The organism is Pedobacter miscanthi, assembly GCF_032678605.1.
In the GTDB taxonomy this organism is placed as follows: Bacteria; Bacteroidota; Bacteroidia; order Sphingobacteriales; family Sphingobacteriaceae; genus Pedobacter; species Pedobacter miscanthi_A.
On record NZ_JAVTSU010000003.1, the window covers coordinates 304,277 to 327,722 of the forward strand.

Below are 23,446 nucleotides of genomic sequence, written 5' to 3' on the forward strand. Positions count from 1 at the left end.
TTTTTGCTTTGGTGAATTATTTAATATTTATACCTGATATGGCTCCAGACTTAGGACTCAGCACTGGGAACTCCAAACTGAAAACTCCCAACTCCAAACTAAGCTTTCGGTGCTAACTCTAAGTGATAGTGAACCAAATCATCTATAGGTGAGCGGATAATTTTACCCACGCCCATTTCGTAACGGTCGGCTACAATGCTTAAAATATCGCGGAAACTATAACCTACAGAACCTACACAGTTTAATTTATGGTCTTTGTAGTTAGGGTAGTGGATCACCAAAGCTTCGAAAAATGCGGTGAAAGCATAATCGATGGTAGCAAAGGCATAATCCTCATAGTTATCTTTAAAATCGTATAAAAATTTACTAAAACTTGCACAGAAACGGTTTGGCAATGGTTTGTTGTAAATGTTATCGAAAATATCTTCGTTGGTTAAAGCATAGTTATCGTAAAAAGCTTCACGTAAACCTTTTGGCATATAACCTTTCATGTAATCGCTCAAAATACGTTTACCGATGTACGAACCGCTACCTTCATCACCTAAGAAATAACCTAATGAATCGATATTCATGGTAATTTCAGTTCCATCGTAAAGGCATGAATTTGTACCTGTACCTAAGATAGCAGCAAATCCCGGCTCGTTTCCAAGAAGCGCCCTCGAAGAGGCAAGTAAATCATGACCGACAAAAATGGTTGCATTGGTAAAAATCTGTTGCATGGCATCAGCCACAATCTTTACATTTGCAGGTGTAGAACAGCCGGCACCGTAGTAATAAACTGCTGTTAATTTTTCTCTTTCCAAGTGGTCTGGAAGAGTGTCATTCAAAGACTTTACAATATACTCTCCTTTGGAAAAATATGGATTGTAACCTTCGGTGTTAAAGTAAATTTTTCTGCCGGCCTCGTTAATCAAGCACCAATTTGTTTTGGTAGATCCGCCGTCTGCAATTACTATCATTTTATTTATTTTTGGTTTTAGCACGATAAAAGTATAAAAACTCTTATATTTTGTATCCTTTTTTTTAATAATTTTTTAACAATTTGTTGTTGTCGAAAATTAAGTGTGTAAAAAATACACTATATAGGGCGTTTAATCGACGAAAAACCTTAAAATTATACCAGAAAAGGCATTGGTCTTTTTTTTTAACATCAAGAATATTTTACAATCCGATAGCGAAATGAATAACAGATTTTTAGATTTCAGGAGTGATACTGTAACCAAACCAACAGCCGGAATGTTGGATGCCATGATGAGCGCAAAGGTAGGTGATGACGTTTTTGGTGAAGACGAAACGGTGCATGCATTGGAGACAAAACTGGCCTCAACTTTTAATATGGAAGCCGGGCTATTTTGCCCTTCGGGAACGATGACCAACCAGATTGCGATTAAGTGTTTTACCCAACCTATGGACGAGGTAATCTGCGATCAAACGGCACATGTTTACCGTTACGAAATCGGTGGTATTGCCTTCCACTCCGGGGCATCGGTAAGGTTGTTGCATGGCGAACGGGGCATCTTAACTCCTGAATTAATCGAACCTGAAATTAATGAAGATAATATCCATTATCCCAACTCGAGTTTGGTGGTTTTAGAAAATACCGTAAATAAAGGTGGGGGTAGTTGCTATACTTTATCCCAAATTGCCCCCATCCATCATCTTTGTAATATAAAAGGATTAAAACTGCACTTAGATGGTGCCCGTATTTTTAATGCACTTACTGCAACCGGCGATCAGGCCGGCGAATATGGTAAATATTTCGATGGCATTTCGGTGTGTTTATCCAAAGGGTTGGGGGCACCGGTTGGCTCTGTGCTTTTGGGTACGAAACAGATGATTAATAAAGCACGTAAAATAAGGAAAGCCTTTGGTGGAGGCATGCGCCAGGCGGGCTTTTTGGCAGCTGCAGGTATTTATGCGCTCGATAACCATGTAACGCGTTTAAAAGAAGATCATGCCCATGCCCAGGCTTTGACCAATGCTTTGGCTTCGGCAAAATATGTAAAATCGGTAATGCCGGTAGAAACCAATATTGTGATTTTCGAAGTGGAAAAAGGATCAGCAGAGAAAATTGTAAACCAATTAAAGGAAAAAGGATTACATTGTAATACCACCAGCGCAAGTACAATTCGTTTAGTAACGCATTTAGATTTAAGCGCTGAAATGATCGATGAGGCAATTGAAATAATATTACATTTGTATTAGTCGGCGGTCCGGAGACGGGAGTCCGAAGTTAAATAGTTTCATAGTTCATGGTCAATAATCAGGTAGTAATTTACTATTTGCATATACACAAAGTCTAACCAAAATGCCCAATAACTCCAAAGCCCTAACTCCCATCTCCAAACTTTTAATCGCAAACCGTGGCGAAATTGCTTTACGTATTATGCGTTCGGCAAAGGAAATGGGGATTAAAACGGTAGCTGTTTTTTCTGAAGCCGACCGCAATGCATTGCACGTACGTTATGCCGATGAAGCTGTTTTTATCGGGCCGGCACCTTCCAGCCAAAGTTATCTGGTGGGGGAGAAAATTATCGAGGCCTGTAAATTAACAGGTGCCGAAGCCATTCACCCGGGTTATGGTTTCTTATCCGAGAATGCTGGTTTTGCACAGAAAGTTGCTGATGCAGGTTTGATTTTAGTAGGCCCTTCGCCACAAGCTATGGAAACCATGGGTAATAAATTATCCGCAAAAGCCGCCGCATTAAAATATAATATCCCAATGGTACCCGGAACCGAAGAGGCGATACAGGATGTAAATGAAGCCAAACAGCGTGCCATCGAAGTCGGTTTCCCGATTTTAATTAAAGCGGCCGCTGGTGGTGGTGGCAAAGGGATGCGCATAGTGGAAAAGGCAGATGATTTTGAAGAACAGATGCAACTTGCCGTAAGCGAAGCTACTTCAGCCTTTGGCGATGGGGCGGTTTTTATCGAACGTTATGTTACTTCGCCCAGGCACATTGAAATACAGGTTTTAGGCGATACGCATGGTAATATTGTACATCTTTTTGAACGCGAATGTTCTGTGCAGCGCCGTCACCAAAAGGTGGTAGAAGAAGCGCCTTCATCGGTTTTAACAGCAGAAATTAGGCAGCAGATGGGGAAATGTGCGGTAGATGTGGCCCGTTCGGTTAATTATACCGGAGCTGGTACCGTAGAGTTTATCCTGGATGAAAACCTCGATTTCTTTTTCCTCGAAATGAATACCCGTTTGCAGGTAGAACATCCGGTAAGCGAACTGATCACCGGAATCGATTTGGTAAAGGAGCAGATTAAAATCGCTTCAGGCGAAAAACTGAGTTTTAACCAGGAGGATTTAAAAATAAGCGGACATGCCATCGAACTTCGGGTTTATGCAGAAGATCCGGCCAATAATTTCCTTCCTGATATCGGTACTTTACAAACTTATAATACCCCTAAAGGCAATGGGGTAAGGGTTGATGATGGCTTTGAACAAGGGATGGAAATACCGATTTATTACGATCCGATGATCGCCAAACTGATCACTTATGGGAAAGACAGGGAAGAAGCCATCGAAAGGATGATAAGGGCCATTGAAGAATATGATATTACGGGGATAGAAACTACTTTGGCTTTTGGTAAATTTGTAATGCAGCACGAGGCTTTTAAAACGGGTAATTTTGATACCCATTTTGTAGGTAAATACTTTAAACCCGAAAGTTTGAAGGTTCAGGATGAGACGGAAGCATTGATTGCCGCGGTAATAGCCGCGAAACTTTTCCAAAATAAGGAATTGAAATTGAGCGATAAAGCTGTTAAAAGTTCTTCGGAGTGGAGAAAGAATAGATTGAAATATTAAAATATATAATATAAGTCGTCATTGCGAGAAGGCTTTTTCAGCCGACGAAGCAATCTTACAACGATCGCTACCAGCTTGCACTTTAGACTACTTTATTTATTTATCGGTCGGTGTCACTCCGGCCGAAATTTTAATTGATTTTTCCCCTTGGGGCTTATCCTTGCCGGGTCGGAAAAATCCAATTATAAAATATGTTAAGTTTTAGCCTAATACTTTAATAAATATAAAATGTTCACAGGAATTATAGAAACACTTGGCGAAGTTACTGCCATCAAAAACGATCATACCAATATCCATTTTACCATTTCATCGGCCATCAGCCATGAATTAAAAATCGATCAAAGCGTTGCCCATAATGGGGTTTGCTTAACTGTGGTGGCTTTAAACGATGGAACACATACCGTTACTGCTATAGATGAAACCCTGAATAAAACCAATTTGGATGGCTTAAAAGTGGGCAGTAAAATCAACCTGGAACGCTGTATGCAGATGAATGCCCGTTTGGATGGCCACATTGTGCAAGGGCATGTAGACCAGACCGCGGTTTGCATTAAACGCGAAGAACTGGATGGCAGCTGGGAATACCGCTTTAAATATGATGCTTCGGCTGGAAATGTGACGGTAGAAAAAGGTTCGGCCTGCTTAAATGGCATCAGCTTAACCGTGGTAAACTCCGCCGCAAACGAATTTTCGGTGTTTATTATCCCTTACACCTTTGAGCATACCAATCTGCAAGAGGTAGAAGTGGGTGATACCGTAAATTTAGAATTCGATATCATTGGCAAATACGTTGCCCGTTTGATGACACGATAAATTTATTTTTTTTCATCTTTTTTATTTTTAATTATCTTATTATTAAATTGTTATGTGTTTATTAGCGTTTGTGTAACGCTTAATTTTTCATGACAGTGCAGGATGGTTGCTTGAATTATATTGCTGAATATAGTGCTGTTAAGAATAAAAAATTTAACGCTAACCATTTATGAACAAGATCTCCCGAATCTCAAGTGCAATGTTTACAGTTGCCTTGCTATTTTTATTTACAACAACTGTTTCAGCTCAAAAAATCGCTTTAAAAGATTTAACCGTTGAGCATTTGGTAAATCCTTTTAGTATTGATAACCCTAAGCCCAGGTTTAGCTGGAAAATCGTTTCGGCGGCAAAAAATACTAAGCAGAGTAATTATGAAATCAGGTTGGGTACAACGCCAAAAATTGATAAAGTTTTATGGAAAGCAACAGTAAATAACGATCAATCGGTGTTAATTGCTTATGATGGACCACAATTATCATCAAAAACTAAATATTACTGGCAGGTTAGGGTAAAAGATAATCACAGCAATACCTCAGCATGGTCGGAAGTGCAATACTTTCAAACCGGTTTAAAGCCGGAGGATTGGAATGCAAAATGGATCGCGGTAGAAGGAAAAGATACCTCTCTAGCTAGTCCGCTGTTTAGAAAAGAGTTTAATTTAAAAAAAGAAGTCCGTGTTGCCAAAGCTTACATTACAGCAAAAGGTTTATACGAAGCCAGTATTAATGGCGAACGTGTGAGTGATGCTTATTTTGCACCCGGCTGGACGAGTTATAAAAATCATATCCAGTACCAGGTTTACGAACTGAACAAAACATTAAAAAAAGGGACAAATGTAATCGGTGTTTCATTGGGCGATGGCTGGTATAAGGGAAGGATTGGTTTTGGTTCGCAAAAAGAGTTTTATGGCAATACCCGTGCCTTATTGTTGCAACTGGAAGTTGAATATACCGATGGCAGTAAAGAAACCATCATATCTGATAATAGCTGGAAAACGAGTTATGGAGCAATTAGGTCATCTAATATCTATGACGGTGATACTTATGATGCCCGGTTGGAGCAAAACGGTTGGAACAACATCAATTTTAAAGAAAATGCCAGTTGGAAACCTGTACAGGAACTGGCCAATGGACCAGAAAAACTGGTTGGGATGAGTGGTCCGCAGGTAAGCAAACACGAAGAATTTAAGGCATTAAAAATATTTAAAACACCTTTAGGTGAGACCGTTGTCGATTTTGGGCAGAACTTAGTAGGTTGGGTAATGTTAAAAGCAAAAGGTGCAGCTGGTACAAAAATTACCATCAGCCATGCTGAGGTGTTAACCAAAGAAGGGAATTTTTACACCACCAACCTCCGTACCGCCAAACAGCAAAACAATTATATTTTAAAAGGCGAAACCGAGCAGATATTCGAGCCGCATTTTTCTTTTCAGGGTTTCAGGTATGTAAAAATAGATGGTTATCCGGGTGAACTTAAATTAGCAGATCTGACGGCTGTTGCTGTTTATTCGGATATGAAAACGAGCGGAAAATTTAGCACTTCGAATCCTTTGTTAAACCAATTGCAGCATAACATTTCGTGGGGGCAGAAAGGAAATTTTGTTGATGTGCCAACAGATTGCCCGCAAAGAGACGAACGTTTGGGCTGGACAGGTGATGCGCAGGCATTTGCTTCAACCGCAGCATACAATATGGATGTATCGGGCTTCTTTACCAAATGGTTAAAAGATGTTTCGGCCGATCAGCTTCCTAATGGGAGTGTGCCTTTTGTGGTACCGAATGTATTAAACCAAAATGATGCAGGTTCTGCAGGCTGGGCAGATGTAGCCACCATTATTCCATGGGATATGTATGTGTTATATGGTGATAAAGGCTTGTTGGAAACACAGTACAGCAGTATGAAAAAGTGGGTTGATTACATGTCTTCAAAATCCAAAAACAACCTTTGGAATACAGGTTTCCATTTTGGAGATTGGTTATTCTACCGCCCGAATGATGATAATGATGGCCGGGCCGCAGTAACAGATAAATACATGATTGCGCAAACATTTTATGCCCATTCTACGCAATTGCTTTTAAATGCAGCTAAAGTATTGGGTAAAACAGAAGACGTAACCACCTATACCGATCTGTTAGAAAAAATAAAGGAAGCATATATTAAAGAAAATATGACCCCAAGTGGTAAACTGATCTCCAATACACAAACGGCTTATGTTTTGGCTTTACAGTTTGATATGCTGCCAGAAAATTTACGTGCGCAGGCTGCACAGAGGTTAGTAGATAATGTTCGTGATTATGGAAACCACCTTACTACGGGCTTTTTGGGCACACCTTACCTTTGCCATGTATTAAGCAGGTTTGGGCATGAAAATGTAGCCTATGACCTGTTAATGCAAGAAAGTTATCCTTCATGGCTTTACCCCGTAAAAATGGGCGCTACTACCATCTGGGAGCGTTGGGATGGTATTAAACAGGATGGATCTTTTCAAACGGCAGATATGAATTCTTTTAACCATTATGCTTATGGGGCAATTGGTGACTGGATGTATAAAAATATTGCAGGGATTAACCCAGTTGCTGCACAACCCGGTTATAAAGCCATTTTAATTGCACCAAGACCAGGCGGAAAACTAACAAATGCCACTGCTGAATTGGAAACTGCCTATGGTACGGTAAAATCATCATGGACGATTGCAGGTGGTGTATTTAAGCTCGATGTAACCGTTCCGGCCAATGCTACTGCTACTGTAATTTTGCCTAAAACGGATAAAAAGGAAGAAATTGGCTCCGGGAGCTATCATTTTGAATATAAATATTAATCGCTTATAATTGCAGCGTTGTAAAAAGAGCTGTCTTATTAATAGATTTTGCGACGGTCGTCACTCCCAACTTGATTGGGAATCTTAAAGCTGATGGTATTAAGATTTCCGCCTACGCGTGAATGACGATTTAGTGTAATGATGATAAGGCCTCTACCCAATGCTAAAAAAATTAAATGTACAGTAAAGAAGAATCAGCTCGTTTACGTCAACAGTTTTGGATCAGTTTCGGGCAATACATGAAACCCGTTCCTTCAGCCAGCGGTTCTACCGTAAACTGGACCAACTATAAAACAGGGGTAAAAAACATCTTCTTTAAAATGGATGTTGACAGTAAAAAAGCTTTTGTCAGTATTCAGCTGTCGCATCCCGATGCTGATATCAGGCACCTTATATTTGAGCAATTCGAAGAATTTAAGCTCATGTTTACCAATACCGTAAACGAGGAATGGGACTGGATTAAAGATGCAACTGATGAGTTTGGCAAAACGGTTTCTCTAATTTCCATCAGCATTAGTGGTGTAAGCATATTTAACCAGCAGCACTGGCCAGAGTTGATTTCCTTTTTTAAACCACGTATTATTGCCCTTGATGAATTTTGGGATAATGTAAAGCCCGTTTTTGAAGATCTGGTTTAATCAGTGAGATTGAGCTGTGCGATCCTGTCTTTCGTGAATTTAATTTCTTCCTTGTCGTTTAGCAAACTCGGCTTACTTTTTAAATAAAGCATATAATATTTGAGCGCATTACCAGGATGTTTCATTTTAGTGTCGTAAAATACCGCCATCCGATAATACAAGGCCGGAACAACTTTAAACTGAAGTCCTTTTTTATAAGCCGCACTCGCAAGCGTTAACTGGTTATTTTCTTCATAAACCAGTCCCAGTAAAGAATAATAACTAGAAGTATTGGGCGAAATGGCCTCATCTATCGTTCTCCTGGTATATGTAGCGGCCTGGGGATAATTTTTCAATGCCCGGTAGCTAAGTGATGTGTAATATAAAGTAGCTTCATTCTGCATGGCAGCCGCTTCGAGCATCTTGAAAAGATCGATGGCTTTCTGATATTTCTTATTGTAGTAATAGGCCTTGGCTACCTCTTTTATCACACCTGCATCGGCACCATCCTTTAATAACTTCTCTCCGGAGGCAATTACTTCGGCATATTTTTTTAGCTGGTTAGCTATCGGGAGTTTTGCTCTTTGCAACACCAGGTTATCGCTATCACCTTTAATGGCAATATCAAGCACATCATAAGCTTTTTCATATTGCTGGTAATCAGAATGTACTTCGGCAAGATCAACAGCAACATCGCCCTCTAAAGGATTAATTTTATTGGCCTTTAACAGGTAAATTATTTTTACCGAATCTTCCTTAGGCGAGCTATACATATTGGCCAACTGCTTATACACATTAAAGTTATTACTGTCTATTTTTACTATTTCGCTATAATAGCGTTTGGCTTTTTCGGTATTTCCCCTTTTGGTATTGATACTGGCCAAACTAAAAAGGATAGGCAGATTTAGTGGCTGAAGTGTGTAGGCCTTACTATAAAATTTTTCTGCTTCAACATTATTGCCGGCCATTAAAAAACAGTAACCAATCTGGCTTAAAGTTTTAAAATCATCAACTTCTTCGCCGTAAATATTTTTCAGGTATTGGGCGGCATCGGCATAACGCTGGCTCTGGTAAAAATCAAAAAGTTTTTCCTTGTCCAATGCATTGCCGTTTTGGGCGTAAAGTGTTAAACTGAAACTGAATAATGCCAGCAAAGTGAGTAGATTTTTCATGGCTAATAATTTTAAACTAATTTATTAGTTAATTTTGAAATTTCCAAATCGGTTTGTTAAAAGAAAGGCAAAATAAAACAAAATAAGAGCGAAAGGGTTTATATTGAATAGTTGAACTAAAATATAAGACCTATGAACACTTTAAAGAAGTTTGAATTAATGGAAAAGATTGTGCGTGAATTAGAAGATTTACAAAACTCTCAACAGGCACTCATTCAGAAAATTGGTAAAATTGAAGTAGATAATATTGAACTAAGCGATAGCCGCCTTGAAAAGGATCTGCCGGATATACATCAAAATTTAGCAGATAACTTAGATACTATTTCAGGAATTTTAGATTACTTTGCAGGTAAAACACAAAACTTTGGTGATAAAAACAATGTTGATGCTTTAAAAGAACAAGAAGCGATTAACAATGCCACCAGCTAAATTAACCGTATATGAAATTTTTATCTTTAACCGTTGCATTTTTACTGGCAGGCTTATTTGCCAGTGCGCAAGTATTGCCAACTTTCCAGCTGGGCGTTAAAGCTGGTGCAAATTTATCAAAATTTGATAGTGATAACACTTTTAGCAGTAAAAACCGCGCAGGTTTTTATGGTGGACTTTGGGCCAGAATAGGCGCAGCAGGTATTCATTTCCAGCCGGAACTTTATGTTTCAGGCAAAAAAGCAAACCTGGTGAGCGATGCAACTGGCGAGGTAAATAAGGTGAATTTCACTAGTTTAGATGTGCCATTATTGGTGGGTACCAAATTTGGTGCTGCCGGTGTGGGCCTTCGTTTAAATACCGGACCAATGTTTTCATTGATTTTAGATGAAAATCAGAGTTTCAGTCAGGCTGCAGGAAGTGTTTTTAAAGCCGACTTTAAAAATCAAGCCCTGGCATGGCAGTTTGGCGCAGGCTTAGACATTAAAAAGCTAAGTTTCGATGCCCGTTACGAACTAGGATTATCTAAAATTAATAAAGCAGGTTATCCGGGTACCAAGCTAAATTTATTTACAATTGGTTTGGGATATAGAATTTTGTAATACTTAATATAATTTTCTAACCGCGAATCGTCATCTCGACTGAAGCGTAGCGAAATGGAGAGATCTACAATAGATTTCTCAACTCCGTTGCACTCCGCTCGAAATGACGATTTTTTTGTTATCAGATGTTAATTGTCTTTCTGTACTGTCGGGATGTTACCATCTGACAATAAATTCATTTACCCAAAAGTTTTTACTCTTCTTTTTCGAGTTCAACTTCCGTAAGCTCATAAGCAAACGATCCGTTTTTTGGTATAATTGGTGTAGCCCTGCCTACACTGAGTGCTTTAATAAATGAAGCCCCGAAATAGAAGATCAGTGAAGAATAAAATACAAAAAGCATAATTACGATAATAGATCCGGCAGATCCGTAAATATTGCTGATGTTGCTGAGGGGCAATAAAATCCTTAAAATATATTTACCAGCAGTAAACAGGCATCCGGTTAACAAACCGCCAGAAATGGCTGCACGCCAGGTAGGCCGGCCATTGGTGAGGTACCTGAATAAGATGGTGAACCATGTGGTTACAATTACCACAAATACCAGTTGATTAATGACAGAGGTTATAATTAAACCGACTGAAGGTGCTCCATTTTTTAAATATGCACCAATATAAGCCTGCACACTATCGGCCAGTAAACCAATAAAAAATAATATGCCTGCCAATAATATTATGGTAACTGATATGGCCCTTGATTTAAGGGTACTGATAATGCCTTTTTTATCTTTCTGACCAATATTCCAGATTTGTTCTAAAGAGTTTTTAATTACGTTGAACAAAGTTGTGGCTACAAAAAGAAAAAATATAAAACTAAAGAGGGTTACATACCATGCCTGATCGATGCCCCTGATATTTCTTAGGGTTGTTCTGATTTGTGTAATACTGGCACTGTCGAGAATACTGGCCAAACGTTCGAAAAGGTGGGTTGCCAATAATCTTCTGTCGGTAAACATTCCGAAAAGCCTGATGAGGATAATTAAAATCGGTGGAAGGGCAAAATTGGTAAAAAAGGCAGTTGCACCGGCAAGGCGTAAAGGATCATTCTGTTGAAATAAATTAAATGCATTCTTTACGGTTGAGAAAAAGAACTTCAGATCTTCTGTTATCGATGGCATTACTCCTGCGTTAAACTCAAAAGGCCGAAAATAGTAAAAATACTTTATTCAGCCTTTTTTATGATTGTAAAGATTCTAATTCGTTTTGGTGTAAACCAGTAATGTTTTGTCGCCATTTAAAAGATAAAGCTTATTATCTGTTATTTTAGCTCCATTTACCTGATTTAAGGCATGCAGGTAAGAACGTTCTGCGGCATCAGTTTCCTGGCAAAACATTCGGGTGCCGAAAACATTTTTAACAGTTATCTTATTATTTGCAATTTCCGCTTGTCCACCATAGTTGTTACAGAAAGATTTTCCACTGATTTTAAGGCTATCAGCAAAATTAAGGGTTGCTTTTGCTGCTGTTGGCAAAGTTAAACCAGGCAATTCTGTTAATTCCCATTTGGTATTGGTAAAACTTGCAGGGTCTAATTTTTCTTTACATGAACTCAATAAAAAGAGTAACATGCCGCAGAGCATAAGTTGTTTCATGATTATAAGGTTTAATGATTTGTCTTTTTATCATCAAAAACTAAACCAATAAAATTTAAACTGGCTTTTCAACCCGCATCCAATGGTGATTAACGCCGTGGTAATCGAAAATAGATACCTTTTTTAAGCCTGTTTTTTCTAAAACATGGATAGAACCGAGGTTGTTAATGTCTGCTATACCTATAATTTCATCTAGATTCAGTTCCTTAAAACCATAATCTCTCGTTGCTATTGCAGCTTCTGTAGCATAACCCTCGCCCCAAAACCTTTTACTGAAACGGTAACCCAAATCATAATAATTGCTATGGTTATTACAGGTCTCCGTCATTAACTTTAAACCGGCCCAGCCGATAAAATGGTTGTTTTCTTTTTCGATAACTGCCCATCTGCCAATTCCGTTATCCAGGTATTGTTTCCTGATAAATTCGATATCGGCCTTACTCTGTTCGATTGATAAAACGGGTTTATTGCCCAGAAAAAGATGTACTTCCGGATCGCCATCCATTTCAAACATGCCTTCAGCATCTTCAGGTAACAGCTCTCGCAATATTAAACGTTCTGTTTCGGCAAAAATCTTAATCTCCATTTGATTAAATATCTTTTGGCTTTAAAAAACTACCATCAATAATTAAAAGTTTTACACCTTCTTTCGATACTGAGCGATGTGAACTTAAATCGTCGGAAACTACATAAGTCATCCCTGTGCTAAGTCCGAATGTTGTTCCATCTTCCATTTCACTTACAAAACTACCTGCTAAGCAATGTACAATATGACCTTTTTGACACCAATGATCGGCAAGGTAGCCCTCCGAATAGGTTACAATCCTCATCCTCAAACCATCAAAGTTTAAGGTTTGCCAGGTTGCAGTGCCTGTTTCGCCAGGATATTCTTCTTTTTCTACCTGGTTCCAGTCTATATTGTTAAAAGTAATGTTATACATATTTTAAGTGGTTAGTGGTGTTCATTTTTCTTTTTAAAAAGAGTGCCGCTATTAGTGAAACCAAAATACCCACAGGCAAAATTTCCATATAAGTAAATAATATAACCATTATTGGGTTTTGTTAATTTTAAGGCCAGCCAAATACCCAGGGGCGTAAATATAATGGCGATTGAACCGGCGTAAATTTCTAAAGCATTGTTAATAATGATAAAACGAAGCTCCAGCCATTTCAATAATAAAAGTAATACGGCCAAAGAAATCCCGCATAAGATGATACTTTTATTTTTAGTGAGAAAGGTTGTTTTGCCTGCCATTTAGATAACGCTTTAGTCAAAAATAGGGAATTTAGATTTAAGTCTTTAGTTGGGGAGGGCAGGAATGGAAAATGTAAGATGGATAAATTCCAACTCTGTGCGTTTTCTTTGTGGTCTCGGTGGTGAAAAATGAGCAATCAGCGTTTGGAACTAAAACCAACTTTGCGGTTAAAAACGCCACCAATCCATTAAAAATCAAAATTTTAATCAAGAGCGGTAATTTTCTGGTGACTTTAATAAAAGAAAAGCAATAAAGGTTATAAATTAGCAAAAAAAATAAATAACTATACCTATGAAAATTACGCTTTATGCACTCTTTCTTTCCGTTGTTTTATTTGGCTGCGGTGGTAATTCAGAAAAAACTTACAAAGCACGCGCATTTGCGGTGAGTGATGATTTTAATGTATTCCCAAAATCAACAAAAGATGTATTAACAATTGTAAAAACGGATTCAGGAAAACTAGCTGCTACCGATCGATTTGCTATTAATGTAAAAGATACCACCATTACCATTGAGGATGCGCCTAATGCTGCAACAAAGAAATTTAAGGTTGCTTCTTTTATCAATACACAAAAAACAGCTGTTTTAGTTCAGAGTGCTAATGAAAAAGATAAAATGGATCCATTTTATATCATTTATGTAAGCGGTGGTAAAATAGAAGTAGTGAGTTTGAACATCCCATCAAAAGGTGCTGACGATAAAAAATATACCAATGGATTGGAAGAATTAACCCGTAGCAATTTATTGGTTAACAACGATTTCTTTATTACTACAATCAACTCCAGGGTTTATCCAATTAAACGCCAAAATCCAGACGAACGTATTCAAGGCAAATTCTTTATGTATTCGAGTGATAAAACCACTTTGGCATTTTTAACAGCTAATTCTTTGTTCCAGGTGAATACTAAAACCGGAGAAACGTTTAATCTTCCATTACCTGCATCATTAACCAGTCAGCCTGAAACCCTTGTGGGAAATATCCAGAGAGATTATACCTGGGTGGCCAATGCGCATGGAACATCTTTCTTAAAGAAAAATGCTGATGACGATCGTATTGTTGACATTAAAGAGTTCCAACATTAAAGGAAATACCTTGGTTCGTGGGCACACGAACCAAGGCTTCTGAAATTTAAGCATTAATCAGTTATTAAACATAATGCGCCGTGGTAAGTATCCTCACGAAACACTTCAAAGATTTTTAATCAGCCAGGATTAAACCACCATCGTTCTAAAGGTTAGGTTTACCCTTGGCTGATTTACTTTTTTGGTAGGAGGGAGCCGATGCAGCCAGTTCTTTTGCGTTTCATCTTTCATCACCAGTAAACTTCCGTGTTCCAAAAGTAAAGTAACCGTTTCCTTACTTTGTTTATGTTTGAAAAGAAATCGCCTTTCGGCACCAAAACTTAAGGATGCAATGGCAGAATCTTTTGCCAAAGCTTTTTCGTCGTCGCTATGGTAAGCCATACCTTCATCGCCGTTGTGGTATAAATTAAGCAGGCAGGAGTTGTAGGTTACACCTGTTTGTTCTTCCGATATTTTTTTCAATTCCAGCAGTTCTTTCGTCCAGGGTAAGGCCAGCTTTGATTTGTTCGAATAGGTGTAAGAATAATTTTCGTCTCCGTACCAGGCTACTTTTCTTTTGGTAATGATGTGTTTACCCATAATAAAAGCTTCGTCGTTTTTCCATTCAATCGTATCCATCAGTATGTCGAAATATTGACCGGCTTCTGCTGGCGAAAATAATTTACCGAAATAATTTACTGTTCCATCATATGGAAGCAGGTTTTGACCCGGGTTTATCGTTGTACCGAATAAATCCAGTGTTTGAGTGTTGTGTTTGCTCATTACAATTCAGGGTTTGTTTGTGCTGCCTCCCAACCAATCATCGCCGTTTTTCTGTTCAGTCCCCAATGGTATCCGCCCAAAGCACCACTGGTTTGTATCACCCGGTGACAGGGAATTAAGAAGGCAACCGGATTATCGCCAATAGCGGTACCAACTGCCCTTGAGGCGTTAGGGTTTTGCAATTTTTTGGCTATGCTGCCATAGGTGCTTAATTTACCCATCGGGATTTTGAGCAATGCTTCCCAAACTTTTAATTGAAAATCTGTTCCCTTTAAATGTAGCTTAACCTGGTTAAGTTTGCTCCAGTCGTTACTGAAGATATACAATGCATTTTGTTGTTCTTTATCCAGTATCAATTGATACTTAGCAGCTGGAAATTGTTTTTGAAGATTGGTTAAAGCCGGCTTTTCATCATCATAAAAAGCAATGTGGCAAATCCCTTTAGGTGTGCTTGCTACAATAATATTCCCAAACGGACTTTCTGCAAAGCTGTAATTGATGTGGAGGTTTTCGCCTCCGTTTTTATATTCACCCGGTGTCATGCCTTCAATGTTTACGAAGAGATCATGCAGCCTGCTTGCACCCGATAAACCGGTTTCTAAAGCGGTATCAAACAAACTATGGTTTTCTTTAAGCATTTCTTTGGCATAACCAATGCTGATATACTGCAAAAAACGTTTTGGAGTGGTACCAGCCCATTCGCTAAATAACCGCTGGAAATGAAAAGGACTTAAATTTACTTTTTCGGCAATTTCTTCCAAACCTGGCTGTGTTTTAAAATTAGCCTGGATATAATTAATGGCTTCAGTTATCCTGTTAAAATTAATTTCTTCTTGTGCTTTCATGGTCTTGAATAATTTATATTCAAAAGTAGTATGGAAAGAAAAGGTAAACCACCCGAAACTTGCTCAGTTTAATATTTACTATTGATTAATTTCTTTGCCAGTGCAAGATCTGGATTTTCATTGATACCGATCTTAAGAAAATATGGTATTTGCCATTTTTGGGTTTTTTCTGCCTGTTTACTGGTTACGGGATCCCATGGAGGGTATATTCTGATGCCTCTTTTCCCTTCTATGTCGTTTTTGGTAATTATTTTATGATCAGATAATGTGGCCTTCGAAAAGATAAACTGACCAAAATGATTTTCGGTTTTTGTAGATATCATTAACAAATCAAAACCATCCTGTTCATTAAATGGGATGGTAATTCCTGCTTCGTTCCGTTTCCAAATGGTTACAAATTGGCCGGTTTTAGTTGGTGTAATTTTAGATTGGCGGTGTATAATTTTTAATCCGTTTAATTCAAAAGTACAGGCGGTGTATTCACGGCTTTCGGGTTCTATATGCAGGTTGTTAATTAGATAATTTAATGGTTGGTAAACTAAATTCTGGGCGGCGGCGAGTATGCTAGGTATTTCATTAACTGGGTTTTCTTTTGAGGACATCATTGGCTGACAAAGAAACTAACTTATTTTATTAAAATTTAGGTTTTAAGGACATAATATTTTACCAGCATTGAAACATTACATTGCAATAATCGGCCAGCCAAACTTACCTGCCTGGCGAAAGTTGGACAATTATTGAAATAGAATTTTTGAGCACTAAGGCGTTAAACAGATTATGAAAATTGCAGCTAATACCTTGAGGTTGTTTATTAATCAAAATTTAATGATTTAGATACCTCATCAGAACTCAAAAATCAAATCCAGTTATGCCAGCCAAAGATTTTCTTCTCTTTTAAGCAGTAATACCTTTTCGTCGCTTAGAGTCAGATAACCATATTCGTAACAGAAAATATAGCAATTTCCACTTTGTGTTTCGTAGCTATAGGTATGGTAATCAAAATTGAAACCTGCAGAAAGTAATTTTTTTCGGTGCAGAGGCACAGATTAAAAAAGGTACAGGTTTAACAATAGAAGGAAGGTTGCAAACCAATAGTTATGATGCTAAGGACGGAACAAAGCGTTCTAGTTTCGATATCATTGTTAACGAAGTGGTAATAAGAGAAAACGAAAAACAAAACGCCGTTTAATCAGCGCTCAACCGCATCCTGTAAAATTAGGCTTTATAGGTGCGGTTTTTAATCCTTATAATTTAACCGAAAGCCCCGTATAAAAATTGATTCCTGCTGCAGGATTAAAATACCTTCCGTTTGCAGCGTTTAAATCGTTACCCAAGCTGTAATTTACGTTAAACAAATTGTTTACCCCGGCAAATAGATCTAAATGGGTTTTACTTACCCTTAAATTTCTGATGCCAAGTTTACCCTCTACAAGATGATACCTCCTCGCGAAAACAGTATTCGCATCATTTAAAGGTATGGAAGAAGTATAATTGTGCTGAATAAACAGGTAAAATGTTTTTGGGAAATCAAAAGCTAAGCTATTGACCAAAATACTTTCCGGAACGCCGGTAAGTTTATTGCCACTAAAAGCAGTAGTACCGCTTAAAAAGTTTTCAAACCTAAAATGGCTAAAGGTGTAATTGCTTCTCAGTTGAAGGCCTTTTAAAAAGGAAGCATCATTTCTGACAATCCAGATTGTGGTTTCCAATTCAATGCCTTGTTGTTTGGTTCCTCCTGCATTGATGAAATATTCAGCATCATTTTGATTTAACCTTCTTACAATAGCGTCTTTCAAATGGTAGCTGAATATACTTCCATTGGCATAAAACCGGTTGTTTTTGCTTTTGTAACGTAAACCTAATTCGTAATTCCAACCAAGTTCTGCCTGCAAATCATTGTTAATCATATTATCGGATGACCTTACTTCTGCAATGGTTGGTGGAGAATAACCTTTGCTAACCGAAGCTCTGGCCGAAAAATCAGAAGTAATCAGGTAAGATACTGCCGCTTTAGGCATAAACTGGGCGTCAAATTTTCGCTGTTTAGAAGCAATAACTACAGGAAAAAAACTTTCGTAATTATACTTGTAGAAATTTAAACTCGAAGCGAGTTCGATCAGGAATTTATTAGTGATATCGAAATTTAACCGTAGATAAGCAAAATCCTGACTTGCTTTTAAGCGATCTGAGGCCTGCATTGCCGCGGCTTCACCTGCATTATTATTGAAATTTTTGATCTGGCTTTTTGTTGCCGAACCCTCCAGCCCGATTTGTGCATTGAATTTAAAATCTTCTTTTGCCTGATTATAGTCTAAAAATGTTCTTAAGCCCAAAGTGCTTTCGTAACGTTTTTCATAATTGGTAATAAAAGGGTTTTTGAAATCGGTATAGGTGGTAAATAAAGCAATAACGTGTTTTAGATGCGCATTAAACTGATAGGAATTAGATAAACCACCAAAAACGGTTTTATTGTAGATGGCAGCTTGCTGCGAAATGGCACCAGGGATAGTTGGTGTAGCTGGTCGTGCCAGTTTAGGATCCTGATCCAGCTGAGTGGCTGTTAATCCCCCCGGAGTACTATAGTCTAAATCGCTATAAAGTACAAATGCTTTTAAGCTACCCGCAGCACTATAGTTCCATTGATGAAAAGTTTGAAAATATTTTCTTTCCATCGCACTATTTTGGCGGTAACCATCACTTTTTTGATAACCTTCTGTAAAGCTGAAACTGTAATTTTTGAACTGGCGTTTAATATCAGCAGTTTGATGAAACAAACCATATGAGCCTGTACTGGCCGAAACATTAATTTCGTTATGACTTAAATTTGGTGGCGAGATCAAAAGCGCACCTCCTGTATTTGCTCCAAATATGCTGGCCTCCGGTCCTTTGTAAACTTCTATTGTACCCACTGCAGCTATATCCAGGGCATTTAAATAGGTATTGCCACCCGCATCGGTTAAAGGGAAATCATCAATGTAAATTTTAACGTTCCTTATGCCAAAAGGCGAGCGCAATAAACTTCCGCGAAGCGATAAACGGTAACTTCCGGGAGAGCGCTCTTCCATTCTTACTCCGGGAGTAGCATTTAGCGTGCTTACCAACGAACTGTTTTGCTGGTTTTGGATTAAGCTGCTATCAATCAAGCTTACTGCTGATACCGATCTTAATAGAGACTGCTGGTTGTAATAACCTTTTACGGTAATATCTTCGAGTTTTTTTGTCGAATCTTGTTTAACGGTCTGGGCTAAACCAGTAACTGCAAATAAAGTGAATAGGAGGGTAAGATTTGATTTCAAGGGTACAAGGTTTGATGTTTAACCACAGATTGGCAGGATAAAATTACTGTATATTCTGCTAACCTGTGGCTGATTGGTAAACTATTTTGCGGCTACCTTCCAAATTACCCCGCTTACATCATCGGCTACCAATAAGGCGCCATCTGGGGTCAACGTAACACCAACCGGACGACCATAAACCTCTGCTTTATCTGCATTTGAAACAAAACCGGTTAAAAAATCTTCAGGTTTTCCTGTTGGCTTTCCATCTTTAAATGGCACGAAAGCTACTTTATAGCCAGAAATTGCCGACCGGTTCCATGAGCCATGCTGACCGATAAATGCACCACCCTGGTATTTTTGAGGAAATTTTGTGGCTTTATAAAAAGCTAAACCCAAAGAAGCAGTATGCGCACCAACTGCTACATCAGGAGCTATCGCTTTTTTAACCATTTCAGGATTTTTACCTTTTAAGCGCGGATCTTCATTTTGGCCGTAATAAGAAAATGGCCAGCCATAAAATGCGCCTTGTCTAACGCTGGTAATATAATCAGGTACAAGGTCATCGCCCAAGCCATCGCGTTCGTTAACAGCTGTCCACAACATATTGGTTGATGGCGCCCAATCAATCCCTACGGGATTACGTAAACCACTGGCATAAATTTTTTCACCAGTTCCATCCGGGTTAATTTCTAATATATTGGCTCTGCGAATTTCATTTTCCATGCCGTTTTCGCCTACATTACTACCCGATCCAACGGTTACATAAATTTTGCTTTTATCCGCATTGGTAATCAGGTTTCTTGTCCAATGGTTGTTATAACCACCGGCTGGCAGACTTAAAATCTTTTTACCCGTAGCAGTTATTTTCGTGTCACCAGTCTTATAAGGATATTGCCACAAACCATCGGTATTGGCTACATAAAACGAATTGCCAATAATGAGCATGCCGAATGGCTGGTTAAGTCCATTTAAAAAGGTCGTTACTGTTTCGGGTTTGCCATCTTTATTGTCGTCGCGGTAAAGCAAAATGGTATTTGCACTTTTTCCCGGAACTTCAGATTTAGCTTTACCGGTAACTGTATTGGCAACCGATTCTGCCGCGCTTCTTTCAGAGTTTGAGAGGGCGACTAATACATCGCCGTTTGGCGCGATATAAGTATTACGCGGACTTTTGATGTTGGACGCAAATTTGGTCACCACAAATCCCTCGGGTGCAACAGGTGTTTTTCCTTCCGGCCAGCCAATTACCTTGCTGAATTTGCTTTTGGCGGCATTGGTATCCGGTGCAGGTAAATCTACTGCCCCGGTTTTGGTGGTTACGGTGGTATCTTCGCCCTGAGGTTGCTTATCAGAATTGGATTGGCATCCAAAAAGAACCGACGTTGACAGGATTGCTGTGTAGAAAATTTTATTTTTCATGTTAACTGGTTTTATTAGTTTTCATAAAAATAAACATCGAAATGGGGGAGATGTTTTCGTTTCCGCTATAATTGCCACAACCAAAAAAATGAAAATGGAAAGTACCCGAAAGCACCTTCCATAGGAGAGCGCGCCTTATTTTCCTTTAAAAATATTCAGTTTATACTGATAGGTAACAAGGAAGTATCGTTTTAATATTTCTCTATCGGATATATTAACAGCATTGTTGTAAGCATACCTGCTTACCGAAATATTCTGATCGAAAAGATCGTAAACCGAGATTTTTAACTGCCCACGGTCTTTTTTAAGCATTTGTAGCGATAAGGCAAGGTTTAAAAGATGTGAACTTCTGGGAAAACCTTCTGCAATCTGGGGATTGTAGTTATAAGAATAATTGGCGTCCAGAATTATTTTTTTAGGCCAGCGCAGGCTAAAATCAGATCCTATGGTATGCGAATAGGTATTTACATTGTTGAAATTTACATCCTTATACCTGGTCATTTGTTTGGTGAAATTATATCTGGCATTGATGCTTAACAACTCATTGTAGTTGAAACTGATATTTTCACCCAAGGTGGTGTAAAAACTGTTTTCGAAACCTTCATCTGTATTAAGGATAAACGGTCTTCTGTTTAAATTCAGGTTTACATTGGTATTAAAACCAACCTGCCATTTTTGGGATTTTTTTAGTTGTTTGCCAAAATTTAAACCCATATACCCGTTGGCACCACCATTCCGGTTTACATAGGTGGTGGTATTTGCGCCTGCACTGCTTAATATGGTTTGCTGGATCACTATATTATTGCTGAAATTTAGCCCGGAGTAAACATTAAAATTGATCTGTTTGCTATGGTTATATTTATAAAGGTTAAAATTTAAATTCCTTACCCTTGATGGTGCAAGGTTAGGATTACCGGTTGTTTTATATAATGAATTATACTCCCGTACTATGGGTTGCATCTGTGAGATACTAGGTAAATCTATCCTTTCATCGTAACTGAATGACAAGCTTGGGCCATCAAAGCGTATAGTTGGAAAAAAATTATAAAACTTTTGGTTAATATCATCATAACCATAATTGAAGTTGTTTTTCACATCATTCAGTTCGGCCTTAACGCCCAGTCTTATACTGTAATTTTTATTTATTTTATACAATAGCTGAGGACGGATGTTCTGCGTAAAAATATTACGCTGTAAATCGTTGCTGAGGTTTACCTGTAGCAAATCGTAATTTCCTGTGAGCGGATTGTTTTCTAAAATACTCAACTGGTCTTTATTGGCCGAATATTTAGCATAAACATTCATTTCTAAAATCATTTTATCTATAATAATCGGGTAATTATAGGTAAGTGATAAATCAACCGAACTCGATTTTCTCCAGCTATCTTCATAACGGTCCTGCCTTTCCGATTTTACGTCAGCAGTGTAGGAAATGATGTTATAAAGGGAGAATTTATCTCCGCCGTTATTGTTTAATTGAGCAGAGTGTGTAATATTCAGCGATTCGCCTTTTTTCTTTAACCTGCGGTAGTAATTAAAATTATGCGAAAAACTGGTGTTATTTGCATGGTATCCCGAATCAAAATTGGTTTCTCTTAATTTGGGAAAAGCCGTGTTTGAACTGTTACCGAAACTTCCGTTTACATTGTTATCACTGCCAAAATTAAACTTTGGTTCGTACCTAATCCTGTTAATGGTATCGGGCACCCACTCAATAAGACCACTGATGGCATGTTTATCGTTTTTGTTATTGCTGTTGTTTTGCGAAATGGATACAAGTTTGGTATCAGGCAGAAATTGTTCGTTATAATTGTTTCCGTTAAATATTCGCTCGGTATGGGTATAAAAATAAACTAAATTGAGTTTTAGTTTTTTGCCATAATTGTTGTTGATGTTAAAACCCCCTGAAGCTACATTTTCCATCCCACCATAACCCCGGCCGCCAAATGTTCCATCGTATACCTGCGATCCGCCTGAACGATCGAAACCACCCATAGAATATAAATCCTGACCGGAAAAGCCTGTTTTATTGAGGTTATTGGCCAAACCAATTAAACTTACCTGTAAAGTATCCCTAAAATTACTGAGGATACCTGCAGCCTCATAACGATCGCGGCTGCCTCCACCGCCATAAATTTTACCCAGTGTACTTTTCTTGATTTTACTCTTCATCTTCAGGTTGATGATTTTGGCTACCTGGGTTTCACTAACCAGATGATCGGGATCATTCTCGCGGTCATCATAAACCTGGATTTTATCTACCATATCGGCATCAAGGTTTTTGGTGGCTACTTTTGGGTCGTTACCAAAAAATTCTTTGCCATCAATTAAGAGTTTACTGATTGATTTGCCGTTTACCAGGATAGAACCATCTACATTTACCTGTACACCAGGTAATTTTCGAAGCAATTCTTCTACAACGGCGTTTGGCCGGGTTTTAAAAGCTTCAGTATTAAATTCGATGGTATCTTTTTTGATCACAATTGGTGATCTTTCGCCTTTTATTACTACCTCTTCAAGGTTATGGCCTGCCAATAAAATTGTGCCGAAATCTTTAACCACATCCTTTTTCAGATCGAGCATCCGCCTGAATGTGGTATAGCCAACATAAGAGATAATCAGTTTGGTAGGTTTTTCAACCGGAATCCCGGATAACTTGAAAACACCATTTTTATCGGTAAGTGTATAAGAAACCAAACTGGTATCTTTCGCATTTACAATGGCTACGGTAGCAAATTCTACTGGTGCTTTGGAAGATGAATCGGCAACAATACCTTTTACAGTAGTTTTATTTTGCGCCATCAGGTTAAAACCTATAAAAATAAATAGGAGTGTAGAGAGAAGCTTGAGCATTTAGGTATTTGGTTGAGCTATAATTTGTAACGATTAGTGGAAACTAAATTACAGCATAATAACCAAAGATTTAGTTAAAGAATTGTTA

General features: G+C 38.3%; 22 protein-coding genes. 9 read left to right on the plus strand and 13 right to left on the minus strand.

Annotated features, from left to right (window positions below):
* Window positions 1-98 precede the first annotated feature (98 nt).
* Window positions 99-959 carry an N-acetylglucosamine kinase gene (locus R2R28_RS06415; RefSeq protein ID WP_316824883.1) on the minus strand — a complete coding sequence of 287 codons (861 nt, stop codon included), beginning with the start codon at window positions 957-959 and terminating at the stop codon, window positions 99-101.
* Between the two features lie 220 nt (window positions 960-1,179).
* Here R2R28_RS06415 and R2R28_RS06420 point away from each other — a divergent pair, with 220 nt between their 5' ends.
* The 5 genes from R2R28_RS06420 (at window position 1,180) to R2R28_RS06440 (ending at window position 8,089) form a co-directional block, all read left to right on the plus strand.
* Entirely contained in the window at window positions 1,180-2,205 is a 1,026-nt protein-coding gene (locus R2R28_RS06420) for a GntG family PLP-dependent aldolase (RefSeq protein ID WP_316824884.1), read from the plus strand.
* A 103-nt stretch (window positions 2,206-2,308) separates the two neighbouring features.
* The gene (gene accC / locus R2R28_RS06425; RefSeq protein WP_316824885.1) at window positions 2,309-3,820 is read left to right on the plus strand and encodes an acetyl-CoA carboxylase biotin carboxylase subunit; all 1,512 of its coding nucleotides are present in this window, start codon (window positions 2,309-2,311) and stop codon (window positions 3,818-3,820) included.
* Between the two features lie 228 nt (window positions 3,821-4,048).
* Window positions 4,049-4,633, plus strand: a complete 585-nt coding sequence (locus R2R28_RS06430) for a riboflavin synthase (protein ID WP_316824886.1) — start codon at window positions 4,049-4,051, stop codon at window positions 4,631-4,633.
* A 169-nt stretch (window positions 4,634-4,802) separates the two neighbouring features.
* Window positions 4,803-7,451: a glycoside hydrolase family 78 protein gene (locus R2R28_RS06435; RefSeq protein WP_316824887.1), complete on the plus strand. Its 2,649-nt coding sequence runs from the start codon at window positions 4,803-4,805 to the stop codon at window positions 7,449-7,451.
* Window positions 7,452-7,627: 176 nt separating this feature from the next.
* Entirely contained in the window at window positions 7,628-8,089 is a 462-nt protein-coding gene (locus tag R2R28_RS06440; protein ID WP_316824888.1) for a DUF4268 domain-containing protein, read from the plus strand.
* On the opposite strand, the gene R2R28_RS06445 is transcribed toward R2R28_RS06440, so the two are convergent.
* The gene (locus R2R28_RS06445) at window positions 8,086-9,240 is read right to left on the minus strand and encodes a tetratricopeptide repeat protein (RefSeq protein WP_316824889.1); all 1,155 of its coding nucleotides are present in this window, start codon (window positions 9,238-9,240) and stop codon (window positions 8,086-8,088) included. The genes R2R28_RS06440 and R2R28_RS06445 overlap by 4 nt on opposite strands.
* 132 nt (window positions 9,241-9,372) lie before the next feature.
* On the opposite strand from R2R28_RS06445, the gene R2R28_RS06450 reads away from it, so the two are divergent.
* Together R2R28_RS06450 and R2R28_RS06455 are read left to right on the plus strand one after the other, a co-directional pair.
* Window positions 9,373-9,669, plus strand: a complete 297-nt coding sequence (locus R2R28_RS06450) for a hypothetical protein (protein ID WP_316824890.1) — start codon at window positions 9,373-9,375, stop codon at window positions 9,667-9,669.
* Window positions 9,670-9,680: 11 nt separating this feature from the next.
* Window positions 9,681-10,271 (plus strand): porin family protein, encoded by a 591-nt coding sequence (locus R2R28_RS06455; protein WP_316824891.1) that lies wholly within the window; start codon window positions 9,681-9,683, stop codon window positions 10,269-10,271.
* 193 nt (window positions 10,272-10,464) lie between these two features.
* Here the strand turns inward: R2R28_RS06455 and R2R28_RS06460 are convergent, their stop codons facing one another.
* The 5 genes from R2R28_RS06460 to R2R28_RS06480 all read right to left on the minus strand — a co-directional run bounded on the left by R2R28_RS06460 (window position 10,465) and on the right by R2R28_RS06480 (window position 13,117).
* Window positions 10,465-11,388, minus strand: a complete 924-nt coding sequence (locus R2R28_RS06460; protein ID WP_316824892.1) for a YihY/virulence factor BrkB family protein — start codon at window positions 11,386-11,388, stop codon at window positions 10,465-10,467.
* A gap of 75 nt (window positions 11,389-11,463) precedes the next feature.
* Window positions 11,464-11,862, minus strand: coding sequence for an META domain-containing protein (locus R2R28_RS06465; RefSeq protein WP_316824893.1), 399 nt, complete (start codon window positions 11,860-11,862; stop codon window positions 11,464-11,466).
* A 55-nt stretch (window positions 11,863-11,917) separates the two neighbouring features.
* The gene (locus R2R28_RS06470; protein WP_316824894.1) at window positions 11,918-12,448 is read right to left on the minus strand and encodes a GNAT family N-acetyltransferase; all 531 of its coding nucleotides are present in this window, start codon (window positions 12,446-12,448) and stop codon (window positions 11,918-11,920) included.
* A gap of 4 nt (window positions 12,449-12,452) precedes the next feature.
* Complete coding sequence (locus R2R28_RS06475; protein WP_316824895.1) at window positions 12,453-12,803, minus strand: DHCW motif cupin fold protein; 351 nt, start codon at window positions 12,801-12,803, stop codon at window positions 12,453-12,455.
* Window positions 12,804-12,814: 11 nt separating this feature from the next.
* A complete protein-coding gene (locus tag R2R28_RS06480; RefSeq protein ID WP_316824896.1) occupies window positions 12,815-13,117 on the minus strand; it encodes a hypothetical protein in 303 nt (100 codons plus the stop codon).
* A 292-nt stretch (window positions 13,118-13,409) separates the two neighbouring features.
* Here R2R28_RS06480 and R2R28_RS06485 point away from each other — a divergent pair, with 292 nt between their 5' ends.
* The gene (locus R2R28_RS06485; protein ID WP_316824897.1) at window positions 13,410-14,201 is read left to right on the plus strand and encodes a hypothetical protein; all 792 of its coding nucleotides are present in this window, start codon (window positions 13,410-13,412) and stop codon (window positions 14,199-14,201) included.
* A gap of 129 nt (window positions 14,202-14,330) precedes the next feature.
* Here the strand turns inward: R2R28_RS06485 and R2R28_RS06490 are convergent, their stop codons facing one another.
* The 3 genes from R2R28_RS06490 to R2R28_RS06500 form a co-directional block, all read right to left on the minus strand.
* Window positions 14,331-14,963: an alpha-ketoglutarate-dependent dioxygenase AlkB gene (locus R2R28_RS06490; protein ID WP_316824898.1), complete on the minus strand. Its 633-nt coding sequence runs from the start codon at window positions 14,961-14,963 to the stop codon at window positions 14,331-14,333.
* Window positions 14,963-15,808: a methylated-DNA--[protein]-cysteine S-methyltransferase gene (locus tag R2R28_RS06495; RefSeq protein ID WP_316824899.1), complete on the minus strand. Its 846-nt coding sequence runs from the start codon at window positions 15,806-15,808 to the stop codon at window positions 14,963-14,965. Before R2R28_RS06495 ends, R2R28_RS06490 begins: the two co-directional genes overlap by 1 nt.
* Before the next feature lie 68 nt (window positions 15,809-15,876).
* Complete coding sequence (locus R2R28_RS06500) at window positions 15,877-16,413, minus strand: MepB family protein (RefSeq protein WP_316824900.1); 537 nt, start codon at window positions 16,411-16,413, stop codon at window positions 15,877-15,879.
* A gap of 440 nt (window positions 16,414-16,853) precedes the next feature.
* Between R2R28_RS06500 and R2R28_RS06505 the strand changes: the two genes are divergently transcribed.
* Window positions 16,854-16,997, plus strand: coding sequence for a single-stranded DNA-binding protein (locus R2R28_RS06505; RefSeq protein ID WP_316825006.1), 144 nt, complete (start codon window positions 16,854-16,856; stop codon window positions 16,995-16,997).
* 55 nt (window positions 16,998-17,052) lie between these two features.
* Here the strand turns inward: R2R28_RS06505 and R2R28_RS06510 are convergent, their stop codons facing one another.
* From R2R28_RS06510 to R2R28_RS06520, 3 genes are all read right to left on the minus strand, one after another.
* Window positions 17,053-19,104 (minus strand): TonB-dependent receptor, encoded by a 2,052-nt coding sequence (locus tag R2R28_RS06510; RefSeq protein WP_316824901.1) that lies wholly within the window; start codon window positions 19,102-19,104, stop codon window positions 17,053-17,055.
* Window positions 19,105-19,185: 81 nt separating this feature from the next.
* Window positions 19,186-20,505: a sorbosone dehydrogenase family protein gene (locus R2R28_RS06515; protein WP_316824902.1), complete on the minus strand. Its 1,320-nt coding sequence runs from the start codon at window positions 20,503-20,505 to the stop codon at window positions 19,186-19,188.
* Window positions 20,506-20,640: 135 nt separating this feature from the next.
* Window positions 20,641-23,358, minus strand: a complete 2,718-nt coding sequence (locus R2R28_RS06520; RefSeq protein WP_316824903.1) for an outer membrane beta-barrel protein — start codon at window positions 23,356-23,358, stop codon at window positions 20,641-20,643.
* Window positions 23,359-23,446: the final 88 nt, after the last annotated feature.